This is a genomic window from Vibrio sp. Vb1018 (genome assembly GCF_033338775.1).
In the GTDB taxonomy this organism is placed as follows: Bacteria; Pseudomonadota; Gammaproteobacteria; order Enterobacterales; family Vibrionaceae; genus Vibrio; species Vibrio alginolyticus.
In genome coordinates, this window is sequence record NZ_JAWOTI010000011.1 from 67,339 (window position 1) to 83,065 (window position 15,727).

Annotated in this window: 16 protein-coding genes; 7 read left to right on the top strand and 9 right to left on the bottom strand. The window is 45.0% G+C overall.

The genetic code is table 11. The features are described from left to right. Positions 1-17: 17 nt before the first annotated feature. Positions 18-299, bottom strand: a complete 282-nt coding sequence (locus R7Z10_RS13245) for a YcgL domain-containing protein (RefSeq protein ID WP_005382303.1) — start codon at positions 297-299, stop codon at positions 18-20. Between the two features lie 197 nt (positions 300-496). Between R7Z10_RS13245 and minC the strand changes: the two genes are divergently transcribed. From minC to minE, 3 genes are read left to right on the top strand one after another with little or no spacing between them, the layout of a single operon-like run. After that, positions 497-1,159 carry a septum site-determining protein MinC gene (gene minC, locus R7Z10_RS13250; protein ID WP_005382304.1) on the top strand — a complete coding sequence of 221 codons (663 nt, stop codon included), beginning with the start codon at positions 497-499 and terminating at the stop codon, positions 1,157-1,159. A 17-nt stretch (positions 1,160-1,176) separates the two neighbouring features. Further along, positions 1,177-1,989, top strand: a complete 813-nt coding sequence (gene minD, locus R7Z10_RS13255; RefSeq protein WP_005388331.1) for a septum site-determining protein MinD — start codon at positions 1,177-1,179, stop codon at positions 1,987-1,989. Positions 1,990-1,991: 2 nt separating this feature from the next. Then, the gene (minE, locus tag R7Z10_RS13260; protein WP_005388332.1) at positions 1,992-2,255 is read left to right on the top strand and encodes a cell division topological specificity factor MinE; all 264 of its coding nucleotides are present in this window, start codon (positions 1,992-1,994) and stop codon (positions 2,253-2,255) included. Between the two features lie 77 nt (positions 2,256-2,332). On the opposite strand, the gene rnd is transcribed toward minE, so the two are convergent. The 7 genes from rnd to R7Z10_RS13295 form a co-directional block, all read right to left on the bottom strand. Further along, on the bottom strand, positions 2,333-3,451 hold the full coding sequence (gene rnd / locus R7Z10_RS13265; protein ID WP_318105018.1) for a ribonuclease D: 1,119 nt from the start codon (positions 3,449-3,451) through the stop codon (positions 2,333-2,335). Between the two features lie 78 nt (positions 3,452-3,529). Further along, positions 3,530-5,221, bottom strand: a complete 1,692-nt coding sequence (gene fadD, locus R7Z10_RS13270) for a long-chain-fatty-acid--CoA ligase FadD (RefSeq protein WP_005382216.1) — start codon at positions 5,219-5,221, stop codon at positions 3,530-3,532. 106 nt (positions 5,222-5,327) lie between these two features. Next, positions 5,328-6,182 (bottom strand): alpha/beta fold hydrolase, encoded by an 855-nt coding sequence (locus R7Z10_RS13275; RefSeq protein WP_005382215.1) that lies wholly within the window; start codon positions 6,180-6,182, stop codon positions 5,328-5,330. 6 nt (positions 6,183-6,188) lie between these two features. Further along, positions 6,189-6,746: a Slp family lipoprotein gene (locus R7Z10_RS13280; protein ID WP_005382214.1), complete on the bottom strand. Its 558-nt coding sequence runs from the start codon at positions 6,744-6,746 to the stop codon at positions 6,189-6,191. 41 nt (positions 6,747-6,787) lie between these two features. Next, positions 6,788-7,093, bottom strand: a complete 306-nt coding sequence (locus tag R7Z10_RS13285; RefSeq protein WP_005382213.1) for a hypothetical protein — start codon at positions 7,091-7,093, stop codon at positions 6,788-6,790. Positions 7,094-7,153: 60 nt separating this feature from the next. Beyond that, positions 7,154-7,855 (bottom strand): tRNA (adenosine(37)-N6)-threonylcarbamoyltransferase complex dimerization subunit type 1 TsaB, encoded by a 702-nt coding sequence (gene tsaB / locus R7Z10_RS13290; RefSeq protein ID WP_318105021.1) that lies wholly within the window; start codon positions 7,853-7,855, stop codon positions 7,154-7,156. Positions 7,856-7,884: 29 nt separating this feature from the next. Continuing rightward, positions 7,885-9,825 (bottom strand): ATP-dependent DNA helicase, encoded by a 1,941-nt coding sequence (locus R7Z10_RS13295; RefSeq protein ID WP_318105022.1) that lies wholly within the window; start codon positions 9,823-9,825, stop codon positions 7,885-7,887. A 218-nt stretch (positions 9,826-10,043) separates the two neighbouring features. Here R7Z10_RS13295 and purU point away from each other — a divergent pair, with 218 nt between their 5' ends. The 3 genes from purU (at position 10,044) to R7Z10_RS13310 (ending at position 13,076) form a co-directional block, all read left to right on the top strand. Beyond that, a complete protein-coding gene (gene purU, locus R7Z10_RS13300) occupies positions 10,044-10,877 on the top strand; it encodes a formyltetrahydrofolate deformylase (RefSeq protein ID WP_005382206.1) in 834 nt (277 codons plus the stop codon). A 206-nt stretch (positions 10,878-11,083) separates the two neighbouring features. Further along, positions 11,084-12,703, top strand: coding sequence for a serine protease (locus R7Z10_RS13305; RefSeq protein WP_262606971.1), 1,620 nt, complete (start codon positions 11,084-11,086; stop codon positions 12,701-12,703). Positions 12,704-12,707: 4 nt separating this feature from the next. Beyond that, positions 12,708-13,076: a hypothetical protein gene (locus R7Z10_RS13310; protein WP_171343123.1), complete on the top strand. Its 369-nt coding sequence runs from the start codon at positions 12,708-12,710 to the stop codon at positions 13,074-13,076. Positions 13,077-13,149: 73 nt separating this feature from the next. Here R7Z10_RS13310 and R7Z10_RS13315 read toward each other — a convergent pair whose 3' ends face one another. Further along, positions 13,150-13,746 carry a VOC family protein gene (locus R7Z10_RS13315; protein WP_017819945.1) on the bottom strand — a complete coding sequence of 199 codons (597 nt, stop codon included), beginning with the start codon at positions 13,744-13,746 and terminating at the stop codon, positions 13,150-13,152. Between the two features lie 220 nt (positions 13,747-13,966). On the opposite strand from R7Z10_RS13315, the gene argS reads away from it, so the two are divergent. After that, positions 13,967-15,700, top strand: a complete 1,734-nt coding sequence (gene argS, locus R7Z10_RS13320; protein WP_025517318.1) for an arginine--tRNA ligase — start codon at positions 13,967-13,969, stop codon at positions 15,698-15,700. The last annotated feature ends 27 nt before the right edge of the window (positions 15,701-15,727 follow it).

Below are 15,727 nucleotides of genomic sequence, written 5' to 3' on the forward strand. Positions count from 1 at the left end.
GATGAAAAACGATGACGTTATTCGCCTTTCTGCTGGGCTTTTTGTTCTTTGTACTTTTCTAATAGGTTCTCCGGCGGCGGTGGAACCTGAAGAAAGAAGCCATCATTTTGTAATGAAGCCTTCACTTTTTCGATATCAACTTGTGCCAATTTACGGCCATCAAGTTTAATCGTCATGACAGCGATAGGCTTACCGAACATCTGCATTAAGGTGTCAGGAACCTGTGAAAAATCATCCTTTTTCGGAATATAGAGATAAGTACCTTCTTTTTTCGAGCTTTTATAAATAGAACAAAGCATGACACGCCTTTTATGCTGATTTAGCCGCGTTGAGTGCGGATTAGGTTGTAAACGTCAAATTCTCGCAAACTTAATAGCAAATTTGAGATTAATTCACCTATTTGCCCACGAGAGAACTTGCTGCGTCAAAGGATGAAATATAACATGACATACCTAGTTTAAGGCAACGCTCTTTCAATAAAGGCAAGAAGTCCACGATGACCCATTCACCAGACCTTAAAGGTAGCAGTTTTACATTGTCAGTTTTACACCTTTCTGACAATGAGATCGCAAAGACTGTCGAATTTTTGCAAGAAAAAGTTTCTCAAGCACCTTCTTTTTTTGCATCCGCGCCTTTGGTAATCAATATAGCAAAAGTACAAGGCGACATTGATTTCCCTAAGCTTAAACAAGGCATCTCAGATGCTGGTTTTATTCCGGTCGGTGTAACGGGCTGTAAAGACAAGCGTGTACAAAACCTTGCTTCCGAAGCTGGCTTCGCCATTATGTCGGCGAGCAAATCGCCAAGCCAAGCACCTGCCAAAATGGCACCAACGAAAGTAGTTCGTACGCCTGTCCGCTCAGGACAACAGATCTACGCAAAAGATGGTGATTTGGTGGTGCTAGCGCACGTAAGTGCAGGTGCTGAAGTCATTGCTGACGGCTCTATTCATATCCATGGCACACTTCGAGGTCGTGCGATTGCAGGAGCAAGTGGTCAGCAGGAAGCGCGTATTATTTGCCACGATTTACAAGCAGAACTGGTATCCATTGCGGGTGACTACTGGTTAAGCGATCAAATTGAAAGCGAGTACTGGCAAAAGAAAGTAATGATCAGTAAAGCCGATGAATCATTACATTTAGAAGTTCTCGCGATTTAATCTAAAAAGGAAAAAAAATGGCACGCATTATTGTAGTAACGTCTGGTAAAGGTGGCGTTGGTAAAACCACTTCAAGCGCAGCCATCGCCTCTGGTCTAGCTCTTAAGGGAAAAAAGACCGCGGTGATCGATTTTGACATCGGTTTGCGTAACCTCGATCTAATCATGGGCTGTGAGCGCCGCGTCGTGTATGACTTTGTAAACGTCATTAACGGTGAAGCGACATTAAACCAAGCGCTGATCAAAGATAAGCGCACGGACAACCTATTTATTCTTCCTGCTTCTCAAACTCGTGATAAAGACGCACTGACAAAAGATGGTGTTCAGCGCGTATTCGGCGAACTTGATGAAATGGGCTTTGATTTCATTATTTGTGATTCACCAGCAGGTATCGAGCAAGGCGCGTTAATGGCCCTGTACTATGCCGATGAAGCCATTGTCACAACGAACCCAGAAGTCTCTTCTGTGCGTGACTCTGACCGCATTCTCGGTATTTTAGATTCTAAGTCACTGCGTGCAGAACAAGGGCTAGAGCCAGTAAAACAGCACCTGCTACTGACTCGCTACAACCCATCTCGCGTCACTCAAGGCGAAATGCTAAGCGTTGAAGACGTAGAGGAGATCTTACATATTCCACTACTGGGCGTGATTCCAGAAAGCCAAGCCGTACTTAACGCGTCAAACAAAGGTGTGCCAGTCACTTTTGACGATAACACCGATGCGGGTATGGCTTATTCTGACACCGTTGATCGCTTATTAGGCAATCAGGTTGAATTTCGTTTCCTTACTGAGGAGAAGAAAGGACTCTTTAAACGACTCTTTGGAGGCTAGACATGTCATTATTAGAATTTTTCCGTCCACAGAAGAAAACTTCTGCGAATCTAGCTAAAGAGCGTTTGCAAATCATTGTCGCAGAGCGCCGCAGCCAAAATGATCCTGCGCCGTCTTACTTGCCTCAATTAAAAGAAGACATCTTGAAAGTAATCAGCAAGTACGTGGCAATTGATCCAAATATGGTTGACTTAACATTTGAGCACAAAGACGACGATATCTCAGTTCTTGAGCTGAATGTGAAGCTACCAGACGAAGAAAAGTAATCAGTTTCTCTCGCCAGACGAATGCTCTCATTAGAACGAAAAAGGTTGGCATCGAGGCCAACCTTTTTCATCTTTCATTACTTTAATGCTTTGTTCATCTTGTCGCCGAGTAAATCCAAACGCCACCCTTGCATCAAATCAGGCAATACTTCTGGGTCACGATCTTTTTTCCAAACCCAACTGATCAACTGATTGATCTGCTTTTTAGAGGCAAGGAACTCCGTGGCTAAACCTGACTTCTGCGAAGCCGATTTCACCAAGTCTTTCATATTTTTGAAGACCTGCTTGTAACCCGGATAGTCCATTAAACGCTCAATTTTCGCAGGATACTCTTCAGAAGGTGTTTGCTTCGCTTGTTTAACAATCGCGGCAATCTTCGCGCCATGGCGGTTAATCGCTCGGATATCAATATCTTCTGCTTCCATCTTCTTAAAGTTCGCTAAACCAAGACGAGCGACCGTTAATAGATCACCTTCTTTGAAGATAAAGTTCAGCGCTAAATCTCGTTTGATTGCTTCACGATAACGCCACGTCGCCAATGGCTTTAAAATCGCCAGCTCAGAAGGTTTTAATTGCCAAGCGCCCTTAATATCAAGGTAGGCATTCTCTTCATTGGTTACGCGAATACGTTTCGAAACGAGTAAATCACTTTCTTGCTGTACAGCTTCCCACCAACCTGCTTGCGTCACCTTATCGAACAGCTTTTCGTATAACGGTAACAAGTAATGAACATCTGCGGCAGCATAATCTAATTGCTTTTGTGTCAGTGGACGAGCCATCCAGTCGGTACGTGATTCACTTTTGTCGAGCTCTACGCCTAAATATTCTTCCACCAGCGATGCGAAGCCTGTCGATAGGCCGTGACCGAGAAAAGCGGCCATCAGCTGCGTATCCACCATAGGGAATGGTGTACAACCAAAAGCGTTTTGGAAAACTTCTAAATCTTCACCACATGCGTGCAGCACTTTTAGCACAGAAGTATCTTTTAATAGCGCTACAAACGGCGTCATATCCGTTAATTCAGTCGGATCAATCAGCGAGAGGCGATTACCATCGAAAAGCTGAATCAGACCTAACTGCGGGTAGAAAGTGCGAATACGAACGAATTCGGTATCCAGCATCACTACGTCTGCCTCTCGGGCATGAGTGCAAACCTCTTCTAGGTCTTTGTTTTTAGTAATAATTTGATAGTTCACATACTTCTCGCTATAAAAATGCCAGCAAAACGCTGGCATTCTATCATTTTTTAAATCTCTCGACTCGACGAAATCGGCTTATGCGCTTTTCTTCGCAAGTTCAGCGTCATTCTCTTCGCGTAAAACACGACGCAAGATCTTACCGACATTGGTTTTAGGTAAGTCTTCGCGGAACTCAACCAACTTCGGAACTTTGTAGCCAGTTAAGTGTTCTCGACAATGCGCGATCACTTCGTCTTTGGTCAAGCTCGGATCGCGTTTCACGACATAAATCTTCACTAATTCACCAGACACTTCATGCGGCTGACCAATAGCAGCAACTTCAAGTACTTTGCCGTGAAGTGCTACAACGTCTTCGATTTCGTTCGGGTAAACATTAAAGCCTGATACTAAGATCATGTCTTTCTTACGGTCAACGATATGCAGGAAGCCTTCGTCATCGAACTTAACGATGTCGCCGGTTGATAGCCAGCCGTCTTCGTTAATCGTATCTTTCGTTGCTTCAGGTCGTTGCCAGTAACCTTGCATAACCTGAGGACCACGAACTTGAAGTTCGCCAGTTTCAGTATTCGCAAGAGCGTTACCTTCTTCGTCCACGATACGAACTTCTGTTGATGGTACCGGCAGACCAATAGAGCCATTGTATTCAACAAGATCATGCGGATATGCCGCCACCAACGGAGAACACTCTGTTAGACCGTAACCTTCGAGCAAATAGCAACCCGTGGTCTTTTGCCATCTTTCTGCCACTGAGCGCTGCACTGCCATGCCGCCGCCAACGGCTAAACGTAGATTACTGAAATCCAACTCGTGGAAATCTTCATTATTGACCAATGCATTAAATAAGGTATTCACGCCCGTAATCGCAGTAAACGGATGCTTTTGTAGCTCTTTCACGAACCCTGGAATATCTCTAGGGTTGGTAATAAGTAAGTTACGACCACCCATTTCGACAAACAGCAGACAGTTTACGGTAAGAGCAAATACGTGATACAGCGGTAACGCTGTTACGACTAATTCACGCCCCGGAGATAAAACCGGTCCGTACGCGCCTTTTGCCTGTAGAACGTTCGCAATCATGTTGCGGTGAGTCAGAATCGCACCTTTCGCGACACCTGTCGTCCCCCCCGTATATTGCAGGAATGCAATGTCATCCCCAGACATAAACGGTTTAACGTATTGTAGACGACGACCTTTACGTAGAGCCTGACGCATTGAGATAGCACCAGGTAAATCGTACTTAGGCACCATGCCCTTAACGTACTTCACGACAAAATCGACAATCGTACCTTTCGCTCGTGGCAGCATTTGACCAAGACTGGTTAACACTACGTGTTTGACTGGTGTTTTATCGACGATTTGTTCTAGCGTATTCGCAAAGTTAGACACAATCACAATCGTCGTCGCACCTGAGTCATTCAATTGGTGTTCAAGTTCACGAGGAGTGTAAAGTGGGTTAACGTTTACGGCGATACAACCTGCACGCAAAATACCAAATAATGCTACTGGGTATTGCAGTAAGTTTGGCATCATCAGAGCAACGCGGTCACCCTTTTGCAGTTTTAACTCGTTTTGCAGATACGCTGCGAATGCGCGACTACGCTCTTCCAATTTACGGAAGGTCATAACCGAGCCCATGTTCATGAATGCTGGTTGGTCTGCATATTTTTGTACAGACTGTTCAAACATTTCTACCAAAGACTCATATTGCTCTGGATTAATGGTTTCAGGTACGTCACTTGGATAACGTGAAAGCCATGGTTTATCCACGATGTTACTCCTCGTTTATAACTGGCTAAAAAATAGCGTCCTTTTTATTTTGAAAGCTATTACAGCACAGCGAACGTGCTTGAGCACGCAACTCTCAAACACTTGTTTAAATTTTGTTAACTACACCAAGAATTCGCGTTGCGACCTCGAGTATTTGCTCTAAATGACAGTGATGACCACCCTTGACAGAAACCACTTGCGGTGGGTTCTCTCCCCAATCAGCTTGGTTAGATGGTAAATTCTGAAATCCTTGATCGCCTAATACAATCAAATGAGGACAACGTATTTGGCTGGTAATCGAGTTAGCATGCGCTTGCGCCATTCGGTAAAGCGACGCACATTTTAACTTGGCGTCATGCCGCCAATACCATTTATCTCCTCGCTGCTCTGTTCCACGCTCGACTATCGGTAGAAGTTGCTCAGCGGTTAATTGGTTGGCTTGCATGCGTAATTTTAACGCCAGATCGAAGGAGGCAATGGCTCGCTCTGGCTTGTTTTGCTGTCTTATTCGACTTAAAACGCCATCGCGAAGACGAGGCAAACTGTTAGTAGGATCCTCATGAAGAGGTCCTGCTCCCTCAATTTGCACAAGAGCTTCGACCTGCTCTGGAAACGCTGCACTATAGCAACTTGCGATTAAAGCACCAAGTGAATGCCCTACTAATATCAGTCTGTTTGGTGATAATTCGTCCAAAAACTGATACAAATCGGCAATATAGTCGTGAAAGGGGTAATAATTATCGTGAGATTTATGACTCGATAAACCGTGACCAAAATGATCGATGGCGAGGAGGTGTAAGTGAGGATTAAGTTGATTCAACTGCTCCATGAGCGCTTTAAAGCTGCCCGCATTATCTAACCACCCATGAAGAAAAACGACTGACAAGTCAGCCGTTTTCTCGTTCCCTATCTCAAGGGCTGCCATTTTGCCGGCAGGAAGCTCGAATTGACGCTCATGCATCGCAGATTATTTGACCTGTTTTATCACTTTACCGTCTTGTGGGAAATCATTACGCCACATGCGGCAGTTAATCGAGTAACATGGGTAAAAGTAGGTTGGCGAGTCATACATGCGTACACGTTCTTCAATTTTCCATAAACGGTACCCTTCCCCCTTTATTACCGGGAAGATGTAACCGTGCTCACCGATCTTTCCTTCTTCTTCCCCTGCTCCTTTGCCTACAACCGTCACCAAACGGCCTTCACTAAAGGCGACAGGCTCTAAATAGCCATCAAAATAGGCGACAAAACGTCCCGTAGGCTCTTCATCGATATCAGGTTTACCAGACTTACTGATAGGAAGGTTTACAATCTCTAGACGCGTTTTATCTTTAAAGTTATCCACTTTAGCGATGATTCCACCAAGGCGAACATCTTCACTCACTTGCCCCTGAGACTCAGCAAAAGCTTTATAGTCTGTAACGACCAATTCTGTGCTTGCATTTAGCTCCTCAGGCAACGAGCTACACGCAGACAAACCAACCGTAGCAAATAATGCGAGAAAAAACCGTCCAAAAACCTTCATAAACCACCTTTCAATATTAGTAACCCCAAGCTGGGGAGATCTCACACGTAAATATCGACACCAAGTAATTGAGCCAGTTCCTCTTTTTTAGCTCGATTCATGACATCCATGTACTGCTCCATTGCTTTACGTGCGCCCCCTTCAGGAAGGTCATATTGCACTTGAGCTCGGTGAATTTGGGACTCATCCACGTGTTTTATGGAGTGCGCCACGGCGTTAGCAACCTTTGAGGGCTGACCTACAGGCTGCTTTGTTTGTGATTTATTTACCGGCTTCTTTTGACTGGCTTTATTAGTGCGATTTGCACCGGGAATCAAAGAAGGAGGCAAGCCATTAATCGACGCCATAGCACTCCATAAAAATACAGGGCAAACGCCCTGCTTTTTGTCAGGTTAATGAAAAACGGACTATTCGCGACCAGGAAGTTTTTTCCATGTCACATTATCACGTAAATAAACAGGGCTCGAATCTTCGACCGGCACGGTATTACCCTTTTTAAATTCTTGTTCAGCAAGAATCACAATGTCTTGTGAATCAGGGTACAGAACGTCACCATGCGTCAAATTAAACGGTAGGTCTGCTAATACTTCTTGGTAAGCATCCCAACCAGTACCTGCTGTCGTCCACGTTTTGTCGCCTGCTTGTGCTTCTTCAACTAGACGTGCTGGTGGAATTACGCACTCTGCATCCATCTCTGCCCACTCACCGTTTGCTTGGCGAGTGTAACGTGCCCAGTAAACTTCACCCATACGTGCATCAATGGCCACAGCGACATCGGTCACACCATGTAAGCGATAGCTACCTTGAGCCATTGCAGCCAGCGTTGAAACGCCAATCATAGGTAAGTCAGCACCGAACGCCAAACCTTGTGCGATACCAATACCGATACGAACGCCAGTAAAGCTACCTGGACCACGTCCAAACGCTAACGCATCCAGCTCTTGTAGAGTCAGGCCAGCTTCTTTGAGTACTTCATCAACCATTGGCAGTACTTTTTTGGTGTGATCGCGTGGTGCAACCGCGCTACGTGAAATCACTTGATCATTAGCCAACAACGCAACTGAACAGTTTTCAGTCGCTGTATCGATAGCAAGAATTTTTGCGCTCATTTAACTCTCTACAACTCTCATTTATTGGGTTATGCCTCAGCACTTGCGTCTGTGACAGATTGTTCTGCTTTCAGGAATGCTTTGATTCCATCTAAGTCTCGCGTCCTTGGGATAGGTGGTAGACTTCCGAGGAAAATACCACCATAGTCTCGCGTGACGAGGCGATTATCACAAATGATCAACGCACCGTGATCCTTCTGATCTCGAATTAATCGCCCGACTCCCTGCTTTAACGTAATCACTGCATCCGGGATTTGTACTTCAGCAAATGGTTCACCGCCACGTAATCGACAATCCTCGATACGGGCTTTGAGTAACGGATCGTCAGGGGCGGTAAACGGTAATTTGTCGATAATAACACAGCTCAGCGCATCACCTCTAACATCAATCCCTTCCCAGAAAGCGCCCGTCGCCACGAGTAAAGCGTTACCCAGTTCCATAAACTCCGCCAAGGTTTTCTGCTTACTCATCTCCCCTTGCATTAACACAGGCAGCTCAAGTACTTCTCGGAACTTCTCACCTAGTTCACGCATCATGCTGTGCGAGGTACATAAAAAGAAGCAGCGACCATCATTTTCTTCAATCACCGGAGCAAGCATTCGGACTAACTTATCCGCTAAGCCGTTACTGTTTGGCTCTGGCAAATACCTTGGCACACAAAGGCGCGCTTGCTTTTGATAATCAAAGGGGGACGGCAGAGAAAATTGCTTTGTAGGCTTGAGGCCAAGGCGCTCAGTAAAGTGCTTGAAATCGCCCGATACGGCTAGGGTTGCTGACGTGAAAATCCACGCGCCTTGTTTAATCTCTATTTGCTCATGGAACTTGTCCGCGACAGAAAGAGGCGTAATGTGCAGAGCGAAATGACGAGGCGAGGTATCGTACCAGTATGAGTAACCAGTAATATCGACATCACATACCCGGTCGATACGGCCTTTGATCGAATTTGCTCGTTCAAAGGCGGTATCCAGTAATTGACTGCGCCCTAAGGCTATTTTGAGTACATCAATCGCCAATTCGAGGCTGTCAGTTAAGCGCAATAATTCTCGCTTAATAGAACCTGATTGCAACGCCTCACGCCAGTTGCCACGAAAGCCTGGCTCACCCAATACAATCCGCATGTCCATTGCGCTTTGCATGAGTTTGTCGCCCACTTTTTGCAATTGACGCATATCTTTGGCTTCGGTGCGATAGGCTATTTCAATGTCTTTGGCAAGATCGTGAATTTGGCGGCTTGAAACTGACTGGCCGAAATATTCGCTCGCAATATCTGGCAACTGATGAGCTTCATCAAAAATAAACACATCGGCTTCTGGAATCAGTTCACCAAACCCTGTTTCTTTAATCGCTAAATCAGCAAGAAACAAGTGATGGTTCACTACAACAATGTCGGAATCCATGGCTCGCTTACGCGCTTTCAATACAAAGCAATCAGTGTAGCTCGGACATTCTTTACCTAAACAGTTATCATTGGTTGAGGTGATGGTCGGAATGATCATGCTGTCTTCTGGCAGATCATCACAATCCCCAAGGTCACCTGTTTTGGTTTCTGATGACCAAGCACGCACTTTAACCAGTTGAGTTAATAACGTCGGGTCAGATTCATTAGTGTGGCTTTCGACCATTTGGCGGCTCAAACGATCCAAACACAGATAATTAGAACGCCCTTTTAATAACGCCACTTGGCCATAAAAACCAAGCGCATTGACCATGAGCGGTAAGTCACGATGGTACAACTGCTCTTGCAAGTTTTTCGAGCCTGTACTGATAATCACTTTTTTACCGCTTAACAGCGCAGGGACTAAGTAGGCGAAGGTCTTACCGGTTCCGGTTCCTGCCTCCACCACCAACTGGGTTTGATCTTTGATCGCACTGCTGACGGCTTCCGCCATATCGATTTGTGGCTGACGAGCTTGAAAGCCAGGAATGGCCTTACCTAACGCGCCATCAGAGGAAAAAGTTTTTGCGATCATGCTTGGTATTGAGTTTGAAAAATTATCGAGAGTATATCAGAGGAATAGGAGTGACATCAGCCCACAATCTGACCAGCTTGCGGCGACACGCGGATATTTTGTTGAAACCAACGTAAGAATAGATTATTTATGGTGAAACATGGCAGTACAGTTACACCCGCCAGGGAATAATAACAAATTCGTACGCTAAAATATTAATGCATGGAAGTACCTGATTTATGGAAAAGAAAACACTGTTGACCCACTGTTCTGACGCCCCGGGTCTCATCTCGAAAATTACTAATATCTGTTACAAGCACCAACTCAACATCGTTCACAATAACGAATTTGTTGATAATACCAGTGGCCACTTTTTCATGAGAACGGAGTTGGAGGGGTACTTCAACGATCAAACGTTTCTTGCCGACTTGGACCAAGCTCTCCCGCAAGGTGCTAAGCGTAAATTGGTTGGCTCTCGCCGTAAGCGCATCGTCATTCTCGTCACAAAAGAAGCGCATTGTTTAGGCGATATTCTGATGAAAACCTACGATGGAAGCCTAGATGTTGAGATCGCCGCTGTGGTGGGGAATTACGACAAACTGCAAACTCTCACTGAACGCTTCGACATTCCTTACCACCATGTGACCCATGAAAACCTTAGCCGTGAAGAACACGAGCAGAAGATGCTAGAAGTGATCGATCAATACGATGCTGACTTTTTGGTGCTAGCTAAATACATGCGCGTATTAACGCCGACGTTTGTTGAGAAATATCACCACAAAATCATTAATATTCATCACAGCTTCTTACCTGCTTTTATTGGCGCGAAGCCATATCAACAAGCTTACGATCGCGGTGTGAAAATCATCGGTGCAACAGCACACTTCGTGACTAATGATTTAGATGAAGGGCCGATCATCAAGCAAGACGTAATTCCTGTCGACCATACATTCAATGCCCAAGATATGGCGCAAGCGGGACGCGATGTAGAGAAGAACGTATTGAGTAAGGCTTTGAATAAAGTGATCAATGACCACGTCTTTGTTTATGGGAATAAGACAGTGATCCTGTAATCCCTCCGTACTAGTTACAACGATAGTGAAACCCGTCCAACTTGGCGGGTTTCATCTTTTCAGAAGATCCCCCCTCCAATTCTAACCATCAAAGTTAAACCGATACGTTATAATTTTTCATTTCTCCACAACTATTTACTGAGAGAATGATTCCGTTTATCATTTGCCCTCCTTATAATAAACCACGTTAATATTACGGAATTAAAATGAAAAAAACGTTAGTGGCTTTTCTGATTGGGCTGACTTTACCAGCAACCACAATCGCAGATACTCTTGAGCCTGTTCAGAATGATGTATCCACTCGCATTATCGGCGGCGAACCTGCCAACACTTCCGACTGGAAATTTATTGCTTCACTGGTACGTAAAGGACAACCTACATCTATTGGTCACTTTTGTGGTGGCAGTTTCCTAGGTGGAAAATACGTATTAACTGCTGCGCACTGTGTGGAAGGTCTTAATGCGGACGATATAGATATCGTTCTTGGTCTTTATGACAAAAACAGAGAGTCTCAAGCACAGCGCATCGCCATTAAAAATATCTATTCACATGATGAATATAACAACATAACAACGAACAATGACATCGCTCTTATTGAATTAGAACGCAATATCGATAGCGCAACTATTGACCTGGCAACGCCAGAACTTTTAGATAGCGTACGCGTAGGAGACAAGTTGCACGTGGCTGGATGGGGAAATACGTCCACGACAGACCGAATATACCCAACCGTTTTACAACAAGTAGATTTGGAATACGTAGATCGAGCTACCTGCCAAAACCTACCAGGAAACTACTCTAATGTATCAGATGACGGTATTTGCGCCGGATACTATTGGGGAGGTAAAGATAGCTGCCAAGGAGATAGCGGCGGTCCACTCATCGTTGATGATAACGGTATCAACAAATTGCTAGGCGTGGTCAGCTGGGGGGATGGATGTGCTCAACCAAACGCTTATGGTGTTTACGCCAACGTCGCTCATTTTCAACACAATGGATGGATAGATAGCCATCGCAATACTATCAGCTTCACTAAGTACCGAGATCTTCGTTTCGTTGAGCGAAAAGCGCAGCAAGAGACCTTTACTATTCGTAATGACGATACTATCCCATTCAACATCTACCAAAGCACAATATCATACGGAAGTACCATCGAGAAAAGCACTTGTACTGGTACCTTAAAGCCTTCGCAAAGCTGTCAAATTACCGTCGGCTACCAACCTAGCTATTCGGGATCAGAAACAACGATAGAGCTCTTTACCGATCATCCGAAACTGTCCAGACTCACAACAACTTTCGAGTATTCAGGTGTAGATAAAGCAAGCAGATCAGTGCGTAATGCCATTCCGCTAGCAGACGCAAATGTTTATACCGGTCAAAACGCTTGGACGGCTGAAAATGGTGAACTGCAATCAGCGGATATGGGAGCTTATCCTGGTGTATCTGAGCTGGTTTTGACCGATCTTCCGAAGGGCAAACTTACCATGGATCTCAAAGTAATGTCCGATGGTTTTGATTACTTGTTCATCTTAGTTAATGGTGAAATTTACGATAGCACCAACCAACTCCTCGATTATAAAGAGATCCAGATCGATCTTTACAAAGCATCTAATACGATAACGTTTGAATACGTCCAACACCCGTTTTCAAGTGGCATTTACAGCGCGCAAGCATTTGTTCGCAACATAAATATGTCAGTCAGCACAGATAATACGGGCGATGCTGGTAACGACGTTAATAAAAAGTCTAGTTCAGGCGGCAGTTTATCTATTGGCCTACTGGTGTTAATGGCTGCAGGTTCATTCGTACGACGCAAAAAAAGGTAACGAGATGAAACATAGACTCAAGATATTCCTACTTGGTTTGGGCACTATCAGTTTAACTGCATGTTCAGCAAACGCAGGACTGCAAACAAACCAGACGTCTGAGCACCAAGCAATGATGGTAGAGACTTATAGGACAAGTGAGAGTCAAATTTCATTTATCACAGAGTCTAACGGCTGCAGTGAAAACGAGGACTTTAGCCTAAAAATAGAGCAAAGCTCACAGACAGAAGCTCTTATTACTATCGTTAGAGACAAGGCTGATCATTGTAAACGAATGCCGTTTCCAAAGACTTTCACACTCACTCTAAATAAAGAGTTGAAAGGCAAAAAACTTTCCATTACCAACCCAAAAAGCAAATCACCGGCTAAATAGTGATTCGCTTACGAAAAGGGAGCCTCGGCTCCCTTTTTACCTCTCGCAACTCAGCAATTCTCACTCTAGCGTTTTACGCCTGCTCAGACTCCACAATACGCTTAAGTGAATGCGGGTGCAGTTTGATACAAATGCCTTGGTACTTAAACGCCACGGTTGGGTTGTTCAAGCGTTCGCCATCCCCTTTCGGGCTCGACAGTTTGATCTTCACACCTAGCTCTTCCAACTCATTAAAACGCGCGCCAAACGCTGGGTAAGTGTGTTTCAAATCAGCAAGAAACTCGTCTGCAGTTTCGGCATGAGACGGAATCACAAACTCCACATGTTCCCAGCTTTCATTTGGGTAGATTTTGCCTTCCGCAGGGTATGGCAATTCCAGACACTCAATCTTCCAACCACGGCTTTCCAACGCTTTGTCGAATTCGATAACGATGATTGGACGACCGTTGATTTTCGCTTGTGAAATCACCTTACCGTATTGATTCCATGCTTCATGCGCGGCTTTTGCTGTTTCAGTATCATTAATTCGCAGCGCAATATGGTCAGCTTGAGCAAAGCTCAGATCCAGTTTTAACAGGGATGCAAGCTCTTCAATCTTCGCCATAAATGCATCCAGATCTTGGATCATCAATTTAGGCGCTAGGCGTTTTTCAACTAGTTGAGTCGTCATTGTGGTTCTCTTTTGGGGCGATTTATCTCATTACTCTGAGCGCAATAGTAAACGCAAACCAAACCACATTTCCATTCAATCGAAAAAGTATAAATTTCCCCAATTCCTCTCTGTATGAAAAGCAATAAAGTTGTTATCATTAGCCCCATTTTTGTGAACTCCAACAGAACTCGGCACTTACTTCGCCGAGTTCTTCGTCCTTGAATTGAAGGAAACGCGTGTGAATATCCAAGCACTTATTAATGACAAAGTATCTCAGGCTCTAGAAGCCGCTGGCGCACCTGCAGGCAGTCCTGCGGCAGTACGCCAATCAGCAAAGCCACAATTTGGTGACTACCAAGCAAACGGCGTAATGGGCGTTGCTAAAAAACTGGGTACTAACCCACGAGAATTTGCACAGAAAGTACTGGATGTTCTAGACCTAGATGGTATTGCAAGCAAGACAGAAATCGCTGGTCCTGGTTTCATCAACATTTTCCTAAGCGAAGAGTTCCTAGCAAAACAAGCGGAAGCAGCACTGGCTGACTCACGTCTTGGCGTTGCAGCAGACGAAGCTCAAACTATCGTTGCTGACTACTCTGCACCAAACGTAGCTAAAGAAATGCACGTTGGTCACCTACGTTCAACCATCATCGGTGATGCGGTAGTACGTACTCTTGAGTTCCTAGGTCACAAAGTGATCCGTGCGAACCACATCGGCGACTGGGGTACTCAGTTCGGTATGCTTATCGCAAACCTTGAGCGTGTACAACAAGAGTCTGGCGAAGTTTCTATGGAACTGGCTGACCTTGAAGGCTTCTACCGTGAGTCTAAGAAACTGTACGACGAAGACGAAGAATTCGCAGTGAAAGCGCGAAACTACGTTGTGAAACTGCAAAGCGGTGACGAGTACTGTGCAGAAATGTGGAAAAAACTCGTTGATGTAACCATGATCCAAAACCAGCGCAACTACGACCGTCTAAACGTGTCACTGACTCGTGACGACGTGATGGGCGAGAGCATGTACAACGACATGCTTCCTAAGATCGTTGCAGACCTAAAAGAACAAGGTCTTGCCGTTGAAGATGATGGCGCGCAAGTTGTATTCCTAGATGAATACAAGAACAAAGATGGCGAACCAATGGGCGTTATCGTTCAAAAACGCGATGGCGGTTTCCTATACACAACAACAGACATCGCATGTGCAAAATATCGTTATGAAGAGCTAAGCGCAGACCGTGTGCTTTACTTCATCGACTCACGTCAACACCAGCACCTAATGCAAGCTTGGACAATTGTTCGTAAGGCAGGCTACGTACCTGAGTCAGTATCTCTTGAGCACCACGCGTTCGGCATGATGCTTGGTAAAGATGGTAAGCCATTCAAGACTCGTGCGGGTGGTACCGTTCGCCTTGCCGACCTTCTAGATGAAGCAGAAGTTCGTGCAGCACAACTGATCGAATCTAAAAACCCTGAGCTAGATGCGGAAGAAAAAGAGAAGATCTCTAAAACAGTTGCAATGGCAGCGGTTAAATACTCTGACTTATCTAAACACCGTACGACTGACTACGTGTTCGATTGGGACAACATGTTAGCGTTTGAAGGTAACACAGCACCATACATGCAATATGCATACACTCGCGTAGCTTCTATTTTCGCTAAAGCTGGTGTTGCTATGGACGCTCTCCAAGGCGACATCAAAATCACTGATGAGAAAGAGAAAGCACTTATTGCTAAACTTATGCAGTTCGAAGAAGCGGTTCAATCTGTCGCTCGCGAAGGCCAACCGCACATCATGTGTAGCTACCTATTCGAACTAGCAGGTCAGTTCTCTAGTTTCTACGAAGCGTGCCCTATCCTAGTTGCTGAAGACGAAGCTGTGAAACAAAGCCGTCTGAAACTAGCTGCGCTAACAGCGAAGACCATCAAGCAAGGTCTGTCTCTACTAGGTATTGATACTCTAGAGCGTATGTAATCCGCTTTTACGTAGGTAGCTTAAGTA